The sequence below is a fragment of the Microbulbifer sp. YPW16 genome, from assembly GCF_021290385.1.
Lineage (GTDB): Bacteria > Pseudomonadota > Gammaproteobacteria > Pseudomonadales > Cellvibrionaceae > Microbulbifer > Microbulbifer zhoushanensis.
In genome coordinates, this window is the sequence record NZ_CP089928.1 from 4,084,418 (window position 1) to 4,105,629 (window position 21,212).

Below are 21,212 nucleotides of genomic sequence, written 5' to 3' on the forward strand. Positions count from 1 at the left end.
CGTCGTTTATGGCTAGAGTCACTTCACTGGGCCTGAGCAACTTCAAGGCTATCGGAGAAAAACAGCAGAAAATCGTACTGTCACCGATCACGCTACTTTTTGGCCCCAACAGTGCCGGAAAGAGCACGGTTCTGCAGGCACTGATCTATTTGCGGGAGATGATCGGCAAGCGAAACCTGAATCCCGATCGGACTGAGCTGGGAGGCAGCTGGTTGGATCTGGGGGGATTCCAGAATCTGGTACATGGTCGCAATCTCGATACTGCTATGGAATTCGAGGTGGAACTGGCGCTCGATAGTGATGAGCTACCTGAATACCTTAGTGAGTATGAACAGGAGATGCTCGACAACGAGGGTCTGCCCGCAGTAGCGGATTTCTTCACTGAACTGGAAATTGCCACTGTCCGTTTGAAATTGCGCTGGAGCCAGAGCCTGGCGAGACCAGTGATTGAATCGTATCAGTGTTTTCTCAACGGGGAAGAAATCGCACTACTGAAGGCATCTCCTGATGGGCGTCAGGTCAATATCGAGCGTATGCCACTGTCATTCCAGGGCTTTCAAGCGCCAATGGAGGAACATGTCAGTGAGACATCACTGGCTCAGTTGTTGAGCGATATGCTCAACAGTTCGGTAGTTAACGCTGGAGCCATTGAGTCAGTCAGCTCCAGACCGTACAAAACCGCCTCGATGGAAGAGGTCGAGGCGCTGGTAAATACTGAAGCTCTACCGGCGAAACCATTACTCGTTCAAATTAAGGAAGAACTGGCATGCCGTACGACGCGCCGTGCCCACGCACTGGAGCACACTGTCGACCGCCTGCTGCTATTACATGATGAGAACCCGGTTATCGAGATGCTGGGATTGCACGGCCAGCCCGATGCGATGCCAAATTTCGCAAACGGCCTCGAGCTCTCTTCTGAGGTCTGGTGTGATAGTGACGAACGGGATGATGGTATCGAAAAAGCCCAACGAAAACTGGCCGCTGCGGTGGTCAATGCAGCCATTTGCGGTCCCTTGCAGTGCTTGGCTAGCTGGCTTGATGAACTGAGCTACATCGGCCCCTTGCGGGACCTCCCACCCCGCAGCATCCAGTCAAGATCCACGCCGGATAAGTCTCGCTGGGCGAAAGGCTTGGCTGCGTGGGAGTTGTTACCTACCGCCAAGTCTTTGGTGATCGATGAAATCAACTTCTGGCTCGGTGAGAGCTGCCTGGATTCGGGTTATCAGCTTTTGGTCAAAAAGTACCGGGAGCTGGAGAATACTCATCCCATCTACCAGATGCTGGAAGCGGGCCTGGATGAGGATGACCAAGAGATCCTAAAGGATCTGCTGAGTGAGCTGCCCCAGAAAGTACGGGTTTGTCTGAAAGAAGAGAAAACCGACCTGGAAGTGATGCCCCAGGATATTGGCGTTGGGATATCGCAATTATTCCCGGTAGTGGCGCTCAGTGTTACACAAAAATGTGGGTTGGCGGCTATCGAGCAGCCAGAATTGCACATTCATCCCAGGCTGCAGGTAGAGATGGCTGACGTTTTTGCCAGTTGTGCCAAGCAGAGTAACGTGATGTTTCTGCTTGAAACACACAGCGAACACCTCATGCTTAGGTTGCTGCGGCGGGTCCGGGAGTCAGCGAGCAACTTCTCACGGAACACAGTAGCTCTTAAACCCCAAGATCTGGCGGTGCACTATGTGGAACCGAATGAAGCCGGCACCGAGTTCAAACAGCTCAGAGTGAGTGACGAAGGCGACTTCCTTGATGAATGGCCGCAAGGCTTCTTTGACGAGCGGGATGAGGAGTTGTTCTGATGTACAAGGAAGTGGCCATTGATCCCGAGTGCATGAAAGATTTCAGCTATTACTCTTTGATTAAAATGGAGTTCGGGTTTGAAAAAGGGCGCTACATTTCTGCGGTGATAAAACAGTGGGCCAGGGAAGCCTACCCTCATGTGAAAGGGTCTGATATGCCGCCCGTGCGCAAGAAGTCTATCACGAACTTCCTCAACGGGTTGATGAAATCACGGGTGCATGAGCTATTTCTGCTGGCAGATTATCGTAGGACGATCGCCTGGAAAGATTGGATTGATTGGTGGAGTGAGCAGAACCAGAAACACAGTTTCGCACTTACCTTGTCAGAGGGCAGGGTTGAAAACTCCGTTGACTACATGGCGGTATTGGAAGGCGCGGAATGCTGGAAGATCAAACCCACGCTCATGCTTGATCGAAATCCTGATGAAATTGTGGATGTATTAGAGCCCCTGCTCAAGATAAGTAGTGAACTGACAATCATTGATTTATATTTCTCCTTTGCGGAAAACAAAACACTGGTCGAGTTGTTACGTAGAATTCAGGCTGTGGGGGCTAAAATCTCCGACTTCCACCTCATTACAGCGATTGAAACTTCTGACCCTTCAGCCGTATTTGAGCGCGAGTATCGCTCCTTGGTGCCGGAGAGTATGAATTTTCGAGTCACAGAAGTTCCCCAGAGATACATCCATGATAGATATTTCATCACAAATTCTGGTGCACTTAAGGCCGGATATGGGTTCAAGGACGGCGTCGAGCAGGGAGCGCCAGCAGATAAGCTCAGTGTGAATCTGGCCTCGCTTGAGGAGTGTGATCACGTGATGCGGGGTGTGAGCGAAGCTTATGCTGAAGGCAAGGCGAGGGTAGTTTTTCCCCTTCCCTAGTATCTTCTAGGCTGGTGGATTGCCGGTGTCAGCGTGTCTCTAGCGGGTAACCCCATTGGTCGCTAAGTCAAGATAGACACGTCAGCTCCTCTATGAGTATAAAATAATTCATGAGCAGATAAAAATACTTATCATGCATTCTTGGCGCTAAGTCAGGGTTTCAGGTAAAAGGCAATAAAATCAATAGCTTACCGTCAGTTTTCTTTTGGCACGCGTTTTGTAATCTATAAGAAGACATATTTTGCTTACATTACGGGAGCCAATTCATGGCCGATCAGATTATTCTCAGTCCCCAGGAATCTATTACATGCCCCCACTGTAATGCCCACTTTCCCCTCCGCGATGCCCTGACCCAGCAGCTGATCGAGCGCTACCAGAATCAATACGAGTCGATGCTCAGCGGAGATCGCAAGGCACTGGAAGACCGCCTCTCGCGCGAACTGGAGCGCAAGCAGGCCCGTCAGCACGAAGCGCAGTTGGCAGAGCTTCAGGACAAGCTCGCGGATAGTGAGCAAGTCGCAGCCCGCGCCAAGGCGCAACTGGATGCCGTCAAGGAAAAGGCCGCCCAGCAGGCTCGAGAGGAGCTGCAGGCGGAGACGCAGGAGCTAAAAGCGGAGCTGGACGCTAAAGACAAGAAGCTGAAGGAAATGCGCCAGGCAGAAATGGAGCTGCACAAACAGAGGCGCGAGCTGGAGGAAAAGCAGGCGGAAATCAGCCTTGAACTGGAACGCCGGTTGGCTGCGGAGCGTGAGTCGCTAGAAGCCAAGTTGCAAGAAACTTTTTCCCGGCGAGAAGCGGAACTCAACAAGAAAATCGCGGATGCGCAGAAGTCCAATGCGGAGCTAACCCGAAAATTGGAGCAGGGCTCCCAGCAACTACAGGGTGAAGTGCTCGAGCTGGAAATAGAAACTCTTCTGCAGCAACGCTATCCATTCGACAAGATCGAAGAGGTTAAGAAGGGGGCGCGTGGTGCCGATGTCATTCAGCAGGTACATCTGCGCTCCGGTACTTCCTGCGGCTGCATAGTCTGGGAGACCAAACGCGCTGAGAACTGGAGCAACGCCTGGGTGGGCAAACTCAAGGAGGATCTGCAACGTGCCGGTGGCGATATCGCGGTCCTGGTCACCACGGCATTTCCCGCAGGTATCAGCGATGGCATAGCGCTGCACGATGGTATCTGGTTGGTGAAGCCGGCGCTCGTCAATGGGTTGGCCGACGCACTGCGTACGGTACTGGTTGAATCACAGCGCCAGAAAGCCATTAGCACCGGTAAGGGTGAGCAGATGGAGGCGCTGTACGACTACCTGTGCAGCAACCAGTTCGCCCAGTACATCCGCTCGCTCGTGGAAACCTATGAGGAGATGCGCAGTGAGCTTGAGCGGGAAAAGGCTGCGATGCAGCGCCTTTGGAAGAAGCGCGAAGGTCAGATTGGCCGCGTGACGACGCAGGTGATGGGTATATGTGGAGACTTGCAGGGAATAGCGTCTACGTCGTTACCGCATCTGGATGACATCAGTACGCTTGATGATACCTGACATCGTGTTGTCCTTTGATCTGGGCTACGTGCTCGACCCAGAGAGAATTCTGACTTTAATTGGCGATAATTGCCTATGGAAAATACAGGTCTTCGAGACTGGTAGTCTTGAGCGGTTGGAAGGTGCGATAAATGACCGCTTTTATAACCTAATAAAAATTTAGATAGCGTATGAGTTAAACCGATGCTTCAGCAGATATCACTCCGTTATGGGCAGGTCAGGTTTTAGAAGCAAGCAAGGAATAGTGATGCGAGAAACGCGTGAAGATAAGGTACAGGGCTACGACATTATCGGTGATATCCATGGCCACGCCGAAGTCCTTGAAAATTTGCTCGAGCATATGGGATATGAGCAAGGGGGGACGGGCTACAGTCACCCCAACCGCAAAGTGGTATTTCTCGGCGACTTTATTGATCGCGGCGAAGAGCTGCGCCAGCACCGCCGCTTGCTGGATACCGTTATGGCTATGGTCGACAACGACCATGCCCTCGCGGTCATGGGTAACCATGAGTTCAACGCGCTGGCGTTCCACACAATAAACGAAGGTAATCCCCTGCGGGCGCATGACGAAAAAAATATCAAGCAGCACCGTGCCTTTCTGAATGAATTTGCGCACGATCCTGATGAAAAGGCGCGGGTACTCGCGTTTTTCTATCGCCTACCCTTGTGGCTGGAGTTGGAGCTGGGTGCGCAGAAAATGCGTGTAATCCATGCCTGCTGGAGTGAGGCGCATTTGCGCACCGCGCAGGACATACTTGCTGACGCGCGTCTTTCTGAAGCCAGCCTGATTTCTGCGTCCGAGGAGGGAACAGCCCTGTTTGAAGCCGTCGAAGTGCTGTTGAAGGGATATGAAACATCGCTTCCCGAAGGGATCACCTTCCTGGACAAGGACAAAAATGCACGGGATGCGGTTCGTGTTCAGTGGTGGAAGGACACAGCCAGTACCCTCGGGGAGGTCGCCCTGCCTCTGGGCGTCGACCTCCAAGAGGCGGCAGCACTGCCGGTACCGCGGGGTATGCCCCGATATGGGCGGGAAGAGGTGCCCTGTTTTATTGGCCACTATTGGCTAAATGGGGCGCCGGGACCTCTAGCTGATAACGTCGCATGCCTTGATTACTCCATCGCCAAGAGTGGAAAGCTGGTGGCTTATCGTTGGAGTGGTGAACAATCCCTTGACCGGAAGAATTTTACCTGGTGCTAATACCCGCTAATTTGCCGAATGGGTCCAGATTCCATGGTGGAGCACAAGTTTCGGGCGCGGCAGAGGCGTCTTCCCACGTTGAGCTCTTGTAGCGTTGTGCAAAAGCTGACTTAATTAGGAGGAAATGTTGTGTCTATTAACTTGGTGCACAGTGTTTACCTTGAAGCTGGCCGTTGGCAGTACGACCTGAATTTTTATAGTAATTTCGAGGTGATGTTGCTGTTGCGAAATCCGCCGCGAGATCCACTGGATGCCTGGGGCACGGAATCGAGTCATCCACAAGACGCCAGGACCTATCAAGGTGAGGGCAATAAAAAGGACACCCACCAACTGAGGATATCCGGCTGAACAGCCTTTCTCTATGCGAGGGTGAACTCCGGCAGACGCTCTAACTGGGTAGAAATGCCTCAAGTGTGGCTTTATGCGCCAAAGTGGCCTTTTCAGGTACAGGAGGGCTGCATAGGCGTTACGGGTGGCGTTTCCTTGGACGGAAAAGGCTAGGTAGCTGGCGGTGAAAGGAAGCGCTCGCAATCGCGAATCCCATGGGACCAGCGTTTGCCGAGTTGCTCACAGGCGCTGCGGACAGCGTGGGCACTGCCCACCAGGCTTTTGAAACGGCTCTCGAAGTGCCGGTTGAGGTAGAGCCAGTGCCTGGGATCTATCTGCAGGCGCTCAAGGATTGGTGGTAGTTCGCTATCGATGGCTCCGCGCTTGTCTTCACGCAGGCAGCGGCCGCTCCAGTCCACCAGCTCTATATAGTCCCGCAGCCGAAAGGGCATTCCTTCCGGCATCGGAACGCGGGGGTTACCGGCGAAGGGCATCAGCTCCCTGGGTTGGATGCCGGTCCTGGCCGCCGAGACACGTCGCTTGATGGAGGTGTGTGCTGACGATTCCGGTGTGTTCGCCATTCTGGCCCGGATAGGGTTCAGGTCCACGTAGGCCATACAGGCTGCCAGGGCCGGCTCATCCAGGAGTGCCTGGGACTTGAAGCGTCCCTCCCAGAAGCGGCCGCTGCACCGGTCCTCCCGGTTGGCGTCGCGAGCGATGGACTCGTTGAGGGAGCGCATAAACCAGCTGATATCGGTAAGTCGTGTACGCCAGCCCTCCGCGACCTCCGAGAGGCGGGCATACTCTGCAGATCCCAGAGTTTCGCCGCGCAGGAAGCGCTGGGAGAGCAGGGAGCCCTTGTACAGCCGATGCCAGCGCTCCACCACTTCGTGAAGGTCCCAGCTCCCCGCCTCCGCCGAGTTGATGTACAGGACCACATGGTAGTGATTGCTCATTACCGCATAGGCGCAGATATCCAGGGCAAAAACCCGCCCTAGCTCCAACATCCGGTCCTCAATCCATTGCCGGCGATGCTCAAAGCACTGTCCAGTGCGATCGTCCTGCCCGCACAGGAATGCTCGCCGTACACAGCGTGATACGCAGTGGTAGTACGGCGTGGTGCTCGGGCAGATTAGCGTTTTACGCGCTCTGGTCATTGCTGGGTATGAGATTTGTATACATATACAGTATTTTGCCTGTGTCCCCAGAAAGCTCAATAGCTCTGGCGGTGAATGCTTTATGTTTGTTGGGTGTCCCTTGTTGCTGCGCTACACAGCGTGACACGCAGTGGTAGTAAGGCGTGGTGCTGGGGCAGATAAGAGTTGTACGCGCTCTTGTCATCGCTGGCTATGAAGTCTGTATACATATACAGCATTTTGCCTGTGTCCCCAGAAAGCTCAATAGCTCTGGCGGCGAATGCTTTTTGTTTGTTGGGTGTCCCTTGTTGCTATACTTGTTGCTCTTGTTGCTGTCGGATACTGGTTAATCATATTCATGACGTGTCAATTTTTGATAGACCCCAAGCCCGACCACTACCAAAACCACGGAGATCAGTAAAAAAGTAGGGTAAATCAAGTTACTGATATCTTGTTTCCCTGCATCAAAGACGAATACCAGTCCTTCCAGGCTCAGGGCGATGGCTATAATAACGAGGAACTTCAACAAGGTTTCCCGCTGCTCTGTCAGAGACTTTCCACGGCTACTATTGAGAACCTCTTCCTCTAGCAGAAACTTGGCAACATCAAAGACTGCCATGGCAATGACGATCAGGCCGATGGCATTGAGCAGAGCCTTGATCAAGAGAGCCTTTTCATGAATTGCATCCAAGATGCCCCATAATGAAACAATCATCATGGCGACGCTGATTGCACACAAGCAGACACTGATGAAGCAATATACCGAGCGTCCGATCCAGTCCGATATCTGATTGACTCCTGAGCCCTTGGGGTGGTTTTGATTTCCATCTAAGGCGTTCGTTTTTTCGGTGCTATCTTCGTTCACGGGTGAATTTTCTCTTGCCGGTGGCGGTATGCTTCGCGATGGATCGATACTAGCGTAACTGTTTCTGGCTGTGGAATTTTTTCATTGGCGAGATCTAGTGATCCGTTGTTATTCGTTCCTTACATCGTTTGGGCGGCCTTCCTAGCGGATGACCACATCAAAATTGTCACTCCTAGAACAGCAGAAATCAGGGAGGCGGTGAAAATGCCAAGTTTGGCGCTATCGATCAGGTCGTCACCAAAGGCGATTTTTGCAATGAAAAGTGCCATCGTGAATCCAATCCCGGCGAGCACGCTGCCACCGGTAATCAGCCGCCAGGTGAGCTCCGGCGGACGAGAGGCCAATTTCAACCGCAGGGCGAGCCAGCTAAACAATACGATGCCTGAGGGCTTTCCGAGTACAAAACCGAGGACGATCGCCAGGGTCAGGGGGCCGTCAATGTCCTGTAAATCGAGTACAAGGCCGGCATTGGCAAAGGCGAACAGGGGCATGATCACAAAGCCCACCCAGGGGTGGAGCACGATTTCCAGCCGCTCAACCGGGGATAGTGTTTCGCGTGCAGCCACCTCTGCCATCTGTAATGTGTGGCGATCCCTGGTCTGGCTGCTGCTCTCGCTGCTTTGCGGGTGAGCGATAACCTGGTTGAGTATGGCATACAGCCGCTCGTCGCTGACCCAGCGCCGGGCTGGCGTCATCAGGCCCAGCACAACGCCGGTGATGGTGGCGTGGACACCGGAGGCGTCCACCGCCATCCATACCGCAATGCCCAGCAGGATGTAGGGGGTGAAGCCACGCAAACCCAGCTTGGCCATCACGCGCACGATCACCAGCAAAAGCCCGGCCAGTGCCAGTGCCCACCAGTCGAGGTCACTGCTGTAGCCAATGGTGACGACAAGAATGGCACCGATATCATCAACGATGGCGATGGATAGCATAAACACCCGCAGGCTCTGGGGGATGCGCGTGCTGAGCAGGGCCAGGCAGCCAATCACGAAGGCGGTGTCCGTCGCCATGACGGTGCCCCATCCATTCTGGCCTGCCTGTCCCGCCTGCAGTGCCAGGAATATCACTGCGGGGACGATCATCCCGCCCAGTGCGGCGGCAATGGGCAGTGCGGCCATACGGGGGTTGCGCAGCTCGCCGAGAATCAGCTCGCGCTTGAGTTCCAGTGCCACAAGAAAGAAAAAAAGCGTCATCAGGCCGTCGTTGATCCACTCCCGCACGGACCGGGTCAGCTCGAACGCGTTGAGGTGGAACCCGAGGGTTGACTCCCAGATATGCTCGAACGCTTCGGCCCAGGGGGAGTTGGAGAGGATGACGGCGGCAATGGTGAATAGGAGGAGTATGGCGCCTCCGGCCGACTGGATGTGCAGGAAGTGCACGATCGGGCGTGCCAGTCGATCAAATGCTTGTCTGGGCAAGCGCGTGGATCCGGCGCCGCCACGCTCATCCTGGTTCATACGATGACCAACCTGAAGCCTGGTGTGGGCAGAGTAGCGTTAATATGCAACGGTCCAGGGTTATATCGTGCCATAATCCTGGCTGGTTCCCCGCCATGTATGTTCAACTCTAGCTTACCTGGTTTGGCCGCATGGAATCGGTGGATCCGGTGAGAGGATGAGAACAAGGAGTTTGGCATCAGGGTGCCCATCAACTGAATCTTCCGGTGGAATCAGAGAGCCGGGCACATAACAGTGCCCGGCTCTTTCCGCAAAACTCCCTCTCCCTATCCATCACGGCAGTAACTAGCCTGCTCCTTGAGCTGCACTGCCTATGACAGGTAGCTAGTAATAGCGCATGCAACGCGCATACTCGTCCCGGAAGCTGCCCGGCTCGCGGCGGTAGGGGCCGACCCTGGCGCGACGCGATTGATCCGAGGCGACGCGACGGCATGTCGATCGGAGCTCGCGGTAACTTTCACCTCGGATGTCGTCGCGGAAACGGTAGCGCCCGTAATAACCCTCGTATTCACCGCGGTAGCTTCCGTAGTCACCGCCGCCGCGATAACCCGGCGCGGGGAGCGGGTAGACCCGGCGTATTTCCGGAGGCGGTGGCGCTACCGGAGCCGGGGCCGGAGTTGGCGGGGCAAGTGAGGCGATTCTCTGCGGCGCGCTGTAATAGTCGCGCCAGCCATAAGGCGGGGTTACGACCGTGAAGTCGTCGCCGTCAGGCTCGTATACGAAGAAGGTGCCCCTGGAAGTGACATAGTAGCGTTCACCACCCATGGTGAAGGTACCGCTGCTGCCGGGAACATTCGGCACCCGCGCGCCCAGTGGGGAATCCACGCGGACAAAACCACCTTTGGTCGGCCGGTAGAAAGAACCCACCCAGTAGTAATAGGTCTGGCCGCCTACAAGGATTTGTGAGGCGCCGCTGGGCAGGGTCCTCACCCGATCATCTGCCCACGCCAGCCCGATGGCAAAGCTGAACAGAACTGCGATGGCATAGCGCATAGCGGCACACCCTCTGTTGCAAACTGCTGGAAGTTTACTCAGCGGCTGCGCCTTTCCCCAATCCCCGGCACAACTCCAGGCGCCCCAATATCAATAAGGCATAAAAAGGACACCCACCAATTGCAGATATCGGGCTGCAGAGCCTTCCTCTACGTAGGGGAGGGCTCTGGCTCACCGATATAAGGGATGATGTCTTTTATGCCTAAGTGGTCTTTTAAGGGGCAGGAGGGCCGTCTCGTTGCTTCGGCAGGGTGGCGTGGGAAGGGAGGGCTAGCTAACCAGCGGGGAAAGGAATCGCTCGCAATCGCGAAGGCCGTGTGACCAGTGCTTGCCGAGCTGATCACCGGCGCTGCGAACAGCGCGGGCGCTAGCCGCCAGGCTCCTGAACCGGCTCTCAAAGTGCGGGTTGAGCTAGAGCCTGTGCCTGGGCTCTATCTGCAGGCGCCCCAGCATTGGTGGTAGTTTGCTAGCGCGGGCTCGTCGAAAGGTAGGGCTCGCTCCCAGCCACGTGGCCTGCAGCGAAAAACCGGTTAGCGTTATTCGATCCTGTTTTCCAGGTGTCCCAGAAAGGTAGCCCTGGTGATCACGCGGTCGGCGCGCTGCAGGTAAAAGCCCTGGTTCCATACGTTCGCGGGCTTGAAGGCTACACCGGCTCCTGTGCCAGTCAGAATCAGCGTGCCCCGTGGGATGCCACCTGCCGGTAGCAGGTCTACAGGTTGGTCACCATCTAGAAAGGTGTGTCCGGCCTGGTCGAATGCCTGGCGGACGATGTCGTCGATATCCAGGATCATTTGATCTGCCGGGAACCGCTGCCGTGCCTCGCCATTCACGGCGAGCTCCAGGGCGATCGTTTGGTAGAAGGAGGCCGACCTCGGGATCACGAAGAGGTAGCCGGTGGGCAGGAAGGACGGGCGCCCCTTGGCTGCGGCGAAGCCTGTGGTGCCCATGGGGGCATCGAGGTCGATCTGGCGGAGCAGGGTCCAGCGATCGGTGAAGTCGTTGCAGAGTACGAGACCGTACTTAACGCGGTCGTCAGGTGACTGGATGTCGGCAAGTGGAACCATGGCGATCTCGGCCTCGAAGTCGAGGCGTGGGTGGAAGCTTACCGGGTCGTTCCACCCACTTGCCCGCGCCAGCTTTGGGAACAAGAATGGCGGATCGTCCAGGTACACCTCTTCGGCGTGGTCCCTGAAATTCGTACCGGCCGCCACATAGGGGTATTGGAAGTCCACGGGCACCGTCAGCCCGGTGAGCGGCACGGTCACCGTGGGGCCAGTCACTGCTGCGAGGCCGTCGTAGCCCAGCCGGGCGTAGGCCTCGATGAGGTCGCCGGCGTCACCGAGCCCGGCAGTAACGTCGATCCCGTCGATAGTGTCGCCGTTATGGCGAGTGACCCGTATCAGTGACGAGGCTGTACGTGCAAACGTCAGTGCTGCTGCCGGGTCTGCGATAACCTGGGGCCGCCCAGCGTCCCAGGCGATATCCACCGTGGGGCGTGAGATATAGAAGCTGTAGGCGACGAAGGCCGTCGATGCAACGATGAGCACCAGCAGGGTGCGGACAAGAAATTTCATGCATTTTCCCTATTGCCGGGGGACTGCCGCTTGATCCTGGTACCGCTAGCGAACTTGAGGGTAAAAGGGTATCTCAATGGGGGGAGGAAGTCTGCTTTTGCCCGGGTAGCGTCAGCCCAGGGCTTGTCGAGCTGTTCACAGGCCCTGAGGGAAACAAAAAACATAAACGGGGTGCCCTGTTGTTAATTCAGTTTAATCATGTACTTTCGTGTAATTGAAATATGACCGCTTTAATCCGTAAACTGACAATTAGAATAGTTTCGCATATTGGAGATGATTGAATGTATAAAAGGGTAGGGTTTCTGGTCCTATTATTTTGTCTTCCGGGGATAAGTGCTGCCGGGGAGTGGTATGGTGAAGCAGCTTATACCAGCTTTCACTACGGGAGCGCGCCAACCAGGGGGGTTAGGGAGTTCGAAGAAGGGCAAGGAGATGACTTCTTCAGCCTTACTGGCGGTTACAAGTTCAACCGGAACCTTGCCCTTGAAGCCGGGTATACGGACTTCCACGAGTATGTGTCTTACTATCCTTATGCCGGCATAACGTGCGCTACGCCACCTTATAGCTGTGGTGGTTACGAGACCCAGGATATCAACGGGTTTCATATCGAGGGAGTATTGGGTAAGCAATACGGGAGTCTGTACCCTTATCTCGAGCTGGGAGTCTTTTTCCCGGGGAGTGTATCCCCTGTTCTTGGGGCCGGCGTGCTGTGGAATATCACTCCATCTATTGGGGTCAACCTGTATTATGAGCAGTTTGTTATGGCTCTTGAGCGGGAAGATGACCCGAAAGGGGATGTGCAGAGTTACAACCTGGGCTTCCGTTATACCTTTAACTAAAAATTAACAATAAAAACGATACAAAAAATAAACGGATATTCACTAACTGAGGATATGACGCTGAAGAGCCTGCTCTAAACGAGGGTGAACTCGGGTAGGCACTGTAGCCGGGGTGAAGTGTGTGAAATATGCTCTTTTCAGGTACAAGGCGGCTGTATACAGGCGTTACAGCTTGCGCTTTTTCAGGTGTGAAGGGCTAGATCACGGGCGGTGAAAGAAAGCGCTCGCAATCGCGGATGCTTAAGGGACCAGCGCTTACCGAGCTGCTCACTTGTTCTGCGCACCCCGTGGGCGCTGCCCGCCAGGCTTTTGAAGCGGCTCTCGAAGTGCCGGTTGAGGTAGCGCCAGTGCCAGGGGTCTATCTGCAGGCGCCCCGGGGTTGATGGTAGTTTGCTGTTGATGGCTCCGCACTGGTCCTCACGCAGCCAGCGGCCGCCCCAGTCCACCAGCGCTATATAGTCACGCAGCCCGAAGGGCATCCTTTCTGGTATCGGATCGCGGGGATTGCTGGCGACGGGCATCAGCTCGCCGAGCTGGATGGCTTCCCCAGCCGCCTAGATACGTCGCTTTATGGAGGTGTGACCAGGCGATTCCGGTATGTTCGCCATCCTGGCCCGGATAGCGTCCAGGTTCACTAAGCCATACAGGCTGCCAGGGCCCTCTCGCCAAGTAATGCCAAGAAGTTGAAGCGCCCCTCCCAGAAACGGCCGCTGCACCGGTCCTCCCGGTTGGGCTTGCGGGCAAAGGATTCTTTGAGGGAGCGCATAAACCAGCTGATATCAGCGAGTCGTGTACGCAAGCCCTCCGCAACCTCCGAGAGGCGGGCATGCTTTGCCGAGGCCAGCGTTTTGCCGCTTAGAAGCGCTGGGAGAGCAGGGAGCCCTTATACAGCCGATGCCAGCGCTCTTCTACCCTGCGAAGATCCCAGATGGCTTTCTCCGCGGAGTTGATGTGCAGGACCACATGGTAATGATTTCCCATTACCGCATAGGAGTGGAGATACCGGGCCAAAAATCCACCTGACTCCAACATCCTGTCCTCAATCCATTGCCGCCGATGCTCAAAGCACTTCCCGGTGCGATTCTCTTGCCTGCAAAAGAATGCTAGTCGTACACCGTAATACCGAACACTACACATAAGAACTAAGAGCGATGGTTGCGCCGTGTGTCGCTATTGAAAAATATTTTGGTAGGTTTATGTCAATAAATAAATACAAGTTCTTTTATTGGGGTATTTGAATTTGTGACTTGACTCTCAAATACCTTTTTGTAATGGCGTGTAATTTCACTTGGCTGTATATCGTGATAGCTTTTAAAAAAATACTAACTGCCGGATATCCTGGGGGAAAAGGTGCAATATCGCGCTGCTCTACTTTTCATTATCTTAGTCCTGTTGTGCCAACAGGCTTTTGCCACAATCAGTGCTCCATCTACAAGTAATAGCGGTAGTTACTCTGTTACGTATTCTTACTCTACGGCAGGATTTGATCATTTATCCTCTTTAAAGATTATTGAGAAGAAAAACGGTACGGTCACCCGCACATTTGATAACTTAAGCAAGCCCTCCGGAAGCATATCGGTATCCGTCAGTAATACCGCACAATACACATACGAACTAAAGGCGATGGTTGCGCGGTGTACCAATATCGTTGATGCATGGCCTATGTATTGTGGGAGCTGGGCTTTTCCCTCCGAGCGTGACGGCGGCAGCGATGTAGTTAATGTAGCCTTTCGGCCGAATAGTCCAGGAAGTATCACTTTTGCAAGTGTTGAGGATGGCGGAAATATTGATCGAGATGGTGCCTTTTCTTTTACTTGGGGGGCAACAAGCACTGCCTCAAAGAAATTTACAGGGTATCAATGGTGCCAGAAAATCGGATCTTCATGGCAAAGTGAGAGCACTTGCCCATATGTCTCCAAGTCAACCCGGACCCGCAGTAGAAGTGGTCTGACTGATAATGCTTATCGGTATAAAGTCAGGGCCTATTCCAAGGCGGGGAGTTACTACCAGTACAGTGGCTGGACCACATCGGCAGTGGTGACTGTGGCCAAACCACCGGCAGATGTAGACACTATTTACAATCCTTCAGGACAACCGCTGGAAACGAGTTTCTATTTGAGCTGGACGGCGGTAAGTGGCTTAGATCAGAGTGATCGTTATGATCTGGAGTGCAAGCCGCCGGGAAAAAGTTATGGTGATGGACTGTGCAGCAACAACCAGGTCCCGGGAGATAATCCAACGGCACTTATCGAGTTGCCTGAGGGGAGTAACGGTGACTACAGCTTTAGGGTTAAAGCCTGTACAGAAAATGGCTGCAGCGAGAATTGGACCTACAGGACCGTTTCTGTTGATGTGCCTCTCACCCCGCCAGATGTGCCAGAGATTACTGTTCCGGATCGGGTAGATAAGCTGGACCACACGGTCACCTGGACTGCTCCTGCAAGAGCGACCAGTTATGAGCTCAAGCGCGCTCGCCTCAGCAGTCCGGAGTCTGGCTGTGTGGTAAATGCCTCTGATGGGCTTTGCTGGAAGACGGTCCAGATTACTGAACCTAACAGCTATCGTGCTCAAGGTGGGGTTGCGGACCAGTATAAATACAAGGTTCAAGCCTATAACCAGGGTGTACCTTCTGGCTGGGATGAAAGCGACTGGTTTGACGTTCACAATCTGGAGAATATCGGAGAACTACCGGCAGTCTCCACTGAGGTTGCGGATCAGCCCGGTACCCTGCCGTACTCAGCTGAGGTCAATACGCGGGGTGACGCGGTTGTCTCCATACCGGTACAGGCTGCACCGGGAGTCAACGGGCTGGCTCCCAGCCTATCGATTCGCTATTCCGGCTCTCGATACCGCCAGCGTGCGAATGAAAGTCTTCCCGAGGATATACTCGGCTATGGCTGGCAAATTGTTGGTGGTGGCGAAATCCGACGCTGCACCAAGAATCGCGCGCTTTATGTAAAAATAGAGCTGGATGATACAGACTCCCTTTGCTTGAACGGAGAGCCGCTGGTATTGATTTCCGGTACGCACTGGCAGACTGGTGCTAAGTATCGCACCTTGCGCGAGAGTTTCCGGTTGGTTGAGCTGAAGGAAACGGCAGAGGGTAAGCCCTGGTTTGAGGTCAGGTCCCCCGATGGCCGCATAAGTGAATATGGCTCCAGCGTTGACAGTCGCCTCAAGGCCGGTAGAGATGGCGAGTTCACTCCGCACTATGGCTGGAGCTTGACGCGTGTGACTGATCCGTTTGGAAATACCATGGTATACAAGTACCACCGGGATACCGTGCAGGGGATCAACTATCCGCTAGAGATCATTTACGGTAATGGTGGTGACGCCAAGATCGAGTTCCAGTACGGTACTCGTACCGATGCGCCACCTCAGCCTTTGGACCCGGATCAAATCCAGCAGGAGCAGCTAGTCCTGCTCCATCATATCCGGGTGAGCCTCGACGAGCAGTTGCAGAGAGAGTATTTGCTGATTTCCGAGGAGGAGCCGGAAAATCCTGATGGCGCACCTCATTACCGCAGACTCCTGCAAGTTCAGGTGTGTGGCTATAATGAGTTCGGCACTATTCGTGAATGTCTTAACCCATTGACATTTAACTGGTCAGAGCCGCAATCAGGCGATCCAATTGATGCTGAGACGGGTATAGAGACGGTCATCGACGGACTGGGTCGTTATACACATTTCAAACACGAAAGGTTCGGTGATACAGACAGCTTCGATGAGCTACCCTTTGGTCCACTGATTGCCCCTGATGCGGCTGAAGCCCAAGAGCTATCCCAGGAGGATGGAGATAACCGCAGAGTGGTCAGTGAAGTGCATCGCTCCAATGGCCTGTCGGGCCGGTGCGATATTCTGGGAGGTACTGGCTGTCATGTGACGACCTATGGCTACCAGGGTCGTGGCTTCATGAGTAAAAAGCACTGGGGATTCCTCGGCTACTACGCGCAGCGCGTCTACGATACTGCATCTGGAATTGCTACTTATCGGCAATTCCGCCTGGATTTTCCACACTTTGGAAAGACTGCCCGGTTACATCAGTATATGGGTTACTTCCTGGCCCATAACCAGACATTGACAAAACAGTACTTCCGCTACGGAGACCTGAGCCTGAGTGTTAACGGAAAAAATACGCACTTTCCTTTCTTGGAGGAAAGTCTGGAAACCGTTTACGAAGGTGACCAGACATTAGGCTACCTCTACAGCCGAAATAGCTTTACCAAAGATATATTTGCACTGTCGGACGGAACCAGTGCAGGTGAATTAATCGACAGTTCTACACAAATCCAGAAAACGCTTACTGGTGCCAGTGTGCCATCAAGCCAGAGCTATTGGGGCGAGATACAGTCGATTAGTGGTAGTGGTGCCCTACGGAGCAAAAAGAAGATAACCGGCTTCATGAATCGCACCAGCCCCTGGTTAATTGGCTTTACCGAGCTGGAGGATGTCAGCCACTACAAGGGCGATACAACTATTGCCCCTGATCGAGTCCAGACTGCTTTCGCTGTACCGCACAGCTTTAGTAACAAGCTGGACAGCATTACCCAGTTTCCTGGGGATGCCAGGTACGAGCTAAACGTAAGCTATGGTTACGATGACAAGGGCAATCTCACCAGCGAGACTGTAAGTGCCCCGGATAATGCCGATAATCGTCTGGATGTGGCCACTCGTACTGCGACCGCTTCTAACTTTATTGACGGTCGTTATCCGCGGAATCTCACGAATGCAATGAACCAGCAAATTACAGTTGGTTATGACTCTCGATTTGGCATGGCTAGCAGCATTACAGATGCTAATGCTCAGACAACCAGTATCACTTACGATCCTTTTGGCCGTGAAGTATCACGCGTGAACCAAGACAATGTGACCTTCATTACTGACTACGGGTTCTGTGGGGCGGGTAGTTGTCCGGTCAGTGGTGATGTAGAGGCCGGCTATTGGGCTGAAACCTCGTCGGCTATCGCTCCGACAAACAGCCGCTACTACGACCTTCTTGGCCGCCTTGTGCAGGAAGACATTCAGTCCTTCGACGGCTCTAGTCAGTCACGTAGACAATACAAGTACGATGCGCGGGGCCTACTGTACTCTGAGACTGTGCCTTACTTTTCTTCTGGTGGAAGCGGCATTGACCACTTTACCCAGTACGATTACGACGAGCGTAATCGGGTAGAAAAGGTGCGCAAGCCCGATGCCAGCATCGTGGATATCGAGTATCTGCCATTGGCTACTGAGCACCAGGTATTGGTCAGGGTCACTGATAACGTGAACGATAGCCAGGGAAATCCGTTGAGTAGCCAGGGTGTCCAGGTCAAGGAGAGTTTTTACAGCATTACCGGCGACCTTGTGAAAAGTGTGGATGATGCTACGGGTAAAAATGTACATACCCGTTTCACCTATGACGGAAGTGGACTGCTGGAAACGTCGGTACTGGGTAGTGGCGATATAGACGATCCGACCACAGAATCCAGTTATGTGTTCGATCATGCCGGCTATCGGGTAAGCCTCACTGATCCAAACCTGGGGACGGTAAGTAGCCTCTATAATGCACTTGGCCAGCTTGTATGGCAGGAGGACAATAAAGGGCAGGCTATTGACTATGAATACGACAAGCTCGGTCGGCCCACGAGACAAGAGGATGCCGGTGGGGTGGCGGAATGGCACTACGATGCCCCCAATGCCATTGGCAGCCTGGAGAGTCGCAGCTATACGGAAAACGGCATACAGGTTTTTCTCGAGTCTTACAGCTACCGTACTGACAGTAAATTACAGTCCATCAGCACTAGCCTGACTGCCGGGGGACAGAGCAAAAGCTATCAGCACCAATATGGCTATGACGGTTTTGGCCGCCTGAATCGTGTCACCTATCCTAATGGTATTGACGCTTACTATCATTTCAATGGGCAGGGTTACCTCGAGAGCTTGAGCGATAATGCCGCAGGCAGTAATCCGTTGAAACGCTTCAATAATGTCAATGCCCGCGGTCAGGTAGAGATGGAGACTTATGGCAATGGCCTCGTAACCGATCGCACTTACAATGCGATGACAGGGCGATTGAATACGATCAAGACAGGTGGTGGAATTGTCCAGAACAATGTATACGCCTGGCGAAGTAACGGTACCCTGGAAAGTCGACTCACTAACAGCGCCTCGGGAGTACTGCAGAAGCGGGAGGAGTTTGGTTACGACAGCCTTAACCGACTCACCAGCGCCAGCCTGACCGCGGGCGGTACCCGGACGCTGAGTACCAGGTACGATGACCTGGGTAATGTCCGGGAGAAAACTTCCAGCCGTAGCGGTGATACCAATGTGACAGGGTACGAGTATGGGGAATTTGGCAACGCCGGTCCCAACGCCGTGAGTGGTGCTGCCATCAATGGCGTAGCCCACAGTCTGCATTATGACTTGAACGGGGCCATTACCCGCTACGATGCGGCGAGTGGTGAGGATAAATGGATCTCTTGGGATGCTCGCCAGTTACCCACTGAGGTTGTGGTTGGCGACAGCCAGTCGACCCTTTCGCCTACTGCCAGGGATCGCTTCCAGTACGGCCCCAATGGTCAGCGCTTTTATCGCGAATCCAGCTGGATGGAAGGCGGTGAGCTCAAGACAGAGAAGGCCTTTATAGTCGGGAACTACGAAGAGATCATCCCCCTATATGACGACAGCATCGATAGTATCCAGAAGTCGAGTTTCGATAGTAATGTGGTGCACGTGGCCTTGGTGACCGATATTGGAACCAGTGGTGAATACCAATACTTACACCGAGATCACCTGGGTTCTATTGAAAAGGTGACTGACCAGGCCGGTTCTGCTTATATTGAACTCAGCAAGAGCTTTGATCCCGATGGTAAAAGGCGTGCTGCTGACTGGTCGGGAGAGCTGAGCCAGCAGGAACTGACCGAGCTGCTGCAGTCTCAGGGATTGACCACTCGCAGGGGATTCACTGGTCATGAGCACCTCGATAGAACCGGGCTGATCCATATGAACGGGCGTATCTACGACCCGGCTTTGGGCAGATTCCTGAGCCCGGATCCTATAGTTCAGGAGCCGACCTACAGCCAGAGCTGGAATCGCTACAGTTATGTGTTTAACAGCCCAATGAGCCTTACCGATCCTTCGGGTTACAATGCAAATGACGTAAAGGATGAAACCATGCCGATAGACTGCGGCAGCTGTGAGCACGTCGAGGTGACCGGCAGTCGATTGCCGGGTGGCGGACTCGGACCCTTGAGTGGCCCCATGGGAGGCACCCCAGGCGGTTCCGGGGGCGGTTACGGCCCGCATCCCTTGAATGTCAATGGGTACCATGGACGGGTTGAGATAGGCGGAAACACGTACGATGTGTATGCTCAGCAGCTGGCAATGTCTCCATTCCAGCAGTTAATGGCTGATATTTCCGCGGGTTTAGCGACTCTTGTGCCGACAAGTGCTTTTGCTTCTACCGGTGGCTTTACAGGGTTAGGGCCGCTATATGGTGGAGGTCCCACCGGAAGTTCAGGAGGCGGAGGCACTGCAACCGCCAAGTCACAATCCGGGTCTGGTTCTACCAGCGTCCTAGACGTAGTTGCTGGGACAAATTATTTTGTCGGTGCTGGAGCACTAGCTGTTGAGTACACTCCTGGCACTATTCGAATGACTAAGGCAGGTCAGTTAAGCCCTGGTTATTATGCATCTGGTTGGCGAGGTGGCAGTCCAGCGAGAATTCGAACTTATAGCCTCAAGTCGATTGGAAGCGGAATTGGTCGAGGTACGATAGTGGCAGGTTTGGCCATGGATGTAGCAAGTGTGTCGATTTATGCAATTGATCCAGGTAGCCCTTACGCAACACACCCCGCAAAGGGAGCGTTAAACATAGGTATGGGTGGGGTTTCTTTTTATAATCCTTTTGCTGGCTTACTTTACTTTGGCGTTGACATAATCTATCCGGGCGGGTGGCCAGCTGCAATGGCCCGGCATGATCGAATTACGACTGCGAATCAGGTCATTTTAGGGGATGACTGGAACCCATATCGAATGAACGGTGGTTTAAGGTAGCATGAAGATTACTTCAATATATTTTTATTACTATTGTTATCTCAGACGTTTTTTTAAGAATGGTCCCTCAGGCTGGCTTTATGAAAGCAAAGCTATAATTACGCTATGTTTTTTGGAGGCGATTATTCTTATCGGGTTGACAGCTTATCTTTTTGCATCCCTTGATATTGGCGTTAACTTTTCATTTCATCCGGCTTTAGTGATTGTTCCTTCATCTTTTGCTCTCTATGGTATTAACCATTGGATATTGCTCAGTGGTAATCGATGGAAGCGCTACGATGAAGCGTTAAATATGGCGACAAGAAAGTTCCAGGAAAGAGGTAGAGCTCTGGCTATTTTGGCAACTATCTCTTTTCCGGCCGCATTCATTTTTGTTTTATGGCAAGTAGGGAGAATGAAGGGGACGTGGTAAGAGTAAAATGAAATGACAAAAAATAGAGCATAAATAAAAACGGACGCCCACAGACTAGGGATGTCGAGTTCACGAGCTTTCCTCAAGGCGAGAGTGACGCCGGTTAGAGCGCTAACTGGGGAGGGAGGCTCGAATTATGGCTTTACG

15 protein-coding genes are annotated in these 21,212 nt (G+C 53.6%); 8 read left to right on the forward strand and 7 right to left on the reverse strand.

What is annotated here, in order from left to right:
• Positions 1–8 precede the first annotated feature (8 nt).
• The 5 genes from LVE68_RS17745 to LVE68_RS17765 all read left to right on the forward strand — a co-directional run bounded on the left by LVE68_RS17745 (position 9) and on the right by LVE68_RS17765 (position 5,770).
• On the forward strand, positions 9–1,805 hold the full coding sequence (locus tag LVE68_RS17745) for an AAA family ATPase (RefSeq protein WP_232941787.1): 1,797 nt from the start codon (positions 9–11) through the stop codon (positions 1,803–1,805).
• Positions 1,805–2,686, forward strand: a complete 882-nt coding sequence (locus tag LVE68_RS17750) for a hypothetical protein (protein ID WP_232941789.1) — start codon at positions 1,805–1,807, stop codon at positions 2,684–2,686. The genes LVE68_RS17745 and LVE68_RS17750 overlap by 1 nt, the downstream gene beginning before the upstream one ends.
• A gap of 266 nt (positions 2,687–2,952) precedes the next feature.
• Positions 2,953–4,221 (forward strand): DUF2130 domain-containing protein, encoded by a 1,269-nt coding sequence (locus LVE68_RS17755; RefSeq protein ID WP_232941791.1) that lies wholly within the window; start codon positions 2,953–2,955, stop codon positions 4,219–4,221.
• 247 nt (positions 4,222–4,468) lie between these two features.
• Positions 4,469–5,422 (forward strand): metallophosphoesterase, encoded by a 954-nt coding sequence (locus LVE68_RS17760; protein WP_232941793.1) that lies wholly within the window; start codon positions 4,469–4,471, stop codon positions 5,420–5,422.
• Positions 5,423–5,551: 129 nt separating this feature from the next.
• Positions 5,552–5,770, forward strand: a complete 219-nt coding sequence (locus LVE68_RS17765) for a hypothetical protein (RefSeq protein ID WP_232941795.1) — start codon at positions 5,552–5,554, stop codon at positions 5,768–5,770.
• A 149-nt stretch (positions 5,771–5,919) separates the two neighbouring features.
• Here LVE68_RS17765 and LVE68_RS17770 read toward each other — a convergent pair whose 3' ends face one another.
• The 5 genes from LVE68_RS17770 to LVE68_RS17790 form a co-directional block, all read right to left on the reverse strand.
• Positions 5,920–6,906 carry a transposase gene (locus LVE68_RS17770; RefSeq protein ID WP_232941797.1) on the reverse strand — a complete coding sequence of 329 codons (987 nt, stop codon included), beginning with the start codon at positions 6,904–6,906 and terminating at the stop codon, positions 5,920–5,922.
• 325 nt (positions 6,907–7,231) lie between these two features.
• Positions 7,232–7,750 carry a general glycosylation pathway protein gene (locus tag LVE68_RS17775; RefSeq protein WP_232941799.1) on the reverse strand — a complete coding sequence of 173 codons (519 nt, stop codon included), beginning with the start codon at positions 7,748–7,750 and terminating at the stop codon, positions 7,232–7,234.
• A gap of 119 nt (positions 7,751–7,869) precedes the next feature.
• Positions 7,870–9,171: a Na+/H+ antiporter NhaA gene (nhaA, locus tag LVE68_RS17780; protein WP_232941801.1), complete on the reverse strand. Its 1,302-nt coding sequence runs from the start codon at positions 9,169–9,171 to the stop codon at positions 7,870–7,872.
• Positions 9,172–9,534: 363 nt separating this feature from the next.
• On the reverse strand, positions 9,535–10,203 hold the full coding sequence (locus tag LVE68_RS17785) for a DUF6515 family protein (protein WP_232941803.1): 669 nt from the start codon (positions 10,201–10,203) through the stop codon (positions 9,535–9,537).
• A 536-nt stretch (positions 10,204–10,739) separates the two neighbouring features.
• Complete coding sequence (locus LVE68_RS17790; protein ID WP_232941805.1) at positions 10,740–11,777, reverse strand: fumarylacetoacetate hydrolase family protein; 1,038 nt, start codon at positions 11,775–11,777, stop codon at positions 10,740–10,742.
• 281 nt (positions 11,778–12,058) lie between these two features.
• Between LVE68_RS17790 and LVE68_RS17795 the strand changes: the two genes are divergently transcribed.
• Entirely contained in the window at positions 12,059–12,616 is a 558-nt protein-coding gene (locus tag LVE68_RS17795) for a hypothetical protein (RefSeq protein ID WP_232941807.1), read from the forward strand.
• 182 nt (positions 12,617–12,798) lie between these two features.
• Here LVE68_RS17795 and LVE68_RS17800 read toward each other — a convergent pair whose 3' ends face one another.
• Both LVE68_RS17800 and LVE68_RS17805 read right to left on the reverse strand, forming a co-directional pair.
• The gene (locus LVE68_RS17800) at positions 12,799–13,137 is read right to left on the reverse strand and encodes a hypothetical protein (protein WP_232941809.1); all 339 of its coding nucleotides are present in this window, start codon (positions 13,135–13,137) and stop codon (positions 12,799–12,801) included.
• Positions 13,138–13,471: 334 nt separating this feature from the next.
• Complete coding sequence (locus LVE68_RS17805) at positions 13,472–13,627, reverse strand: hypothetical protein (protein WP_232941811.1); 156 nt, start codon at positions 13,625–13,627, stop codon at positions 13,472–13,474.
• Positions 13,628–13,966: 339 nt separating this feature from the next.
• Between LVE68_RS17805 and LVE68_RS17810 the strand changes: the two genes are divergently transcribed.
• Positions 13,967–20,653 carry an RHS repeat-associated core domain-containing protein gene (locus LVE68_RS17810; RefSeq protein WP_232941813.1) on the forward strand — a complete coding sequence of 2,229 codons (6,687 nt, stop codon included), beginning with the start codon at positions 13,967–13,969 and terminating at the stop codon, positions 20,651–20,653.
• 1 nt (position 20,654) lies between these two features.
• Positions 20,655–21,065: a hypothetical protein gene (locus LVE68_RS17815; RefSeq protein ID WP_232941815.1), complete on the forward strand. Its 411-nt coding sequence runs from the start codon at positions 20,655–20,657 to the stop codon at positions 21,063–21,065.
• The last annotated feature ends 147 nt before the right edge of the window (positions 21,066–21,212 follow it).

Bases quoted from the DNA above. Each gene is read 5' to 3' on its own strand.
- LVE68_RS17800 (WP_232941809.1), bottom strand. From the start codon at position 13,137: ATGCCCGTCGCCAGCAATCCCCGCGATCCGATACCAGAAAGGATGCCC.
- LVE68_RS17815 (WP_232941815.1), top strand. From the start codon at position 20,655: ATGAAGATTACTTCAATATATTTTTATTACTATTGTTATCTCAGACGT.
- LVE68_RS17755 (WP_232941791.1), top strand. From the start codon at position 2,953: ATGGCCGATCAGATTATTCTCAGTCCCCAGGAATCTATTACATGCCCC.
- LVE68_RS17770 (WP_232941797.1), bottom strand. From the start codon at position 6,906: ATGACCAGAGCGCGTAAAACGCTAATCTGCCCGAGCACCACGCCGTAC.
- LVE68_RS17760 (WP_232941793.1), top strand. From the start codon at position 4,469: ATGCGAGAAACGCGTGAAGATAAGGTACAGGGCTACGACATTATCGGT.
- LVE68_RS17750 (WP_232941789.1), top strand. From the start codon at position 1,805: ATGTACAAGGAAGTGGCCATTGATCCCGAGTGCATGAAAGATTTCAGC.
- LVE68_RS17795 (WP_232941807.1), top strand. From the start codon at position 12,059: ATGTATAAAAGGGTAGGGTTTCTGGTCCTATTATTTTGTCTTCCGGGG.
- LVE68_RS17745 (WP_232941787.1), top strand. From the start codon at position 9: ATGGCTAGAGTCACTTCACTGGGCCTGAGCAACTTCAAGGCTATCGGA.
- LVE68_RS17790 (WP_232941805.1), bottom strand. From the start codon at position 11,777: ATGAAATTTCTTGTCCGCACCCTGCTGGTGCTCATCGTTGCATCGACG.
- LVE68_RS17785 (WP_232941803.1), bottom strand. From the start codon at position 10,203: ATGCGCTATGCCATCGCAGTTCTGTTCAGCTTTGCCATCGGGCTGGCG.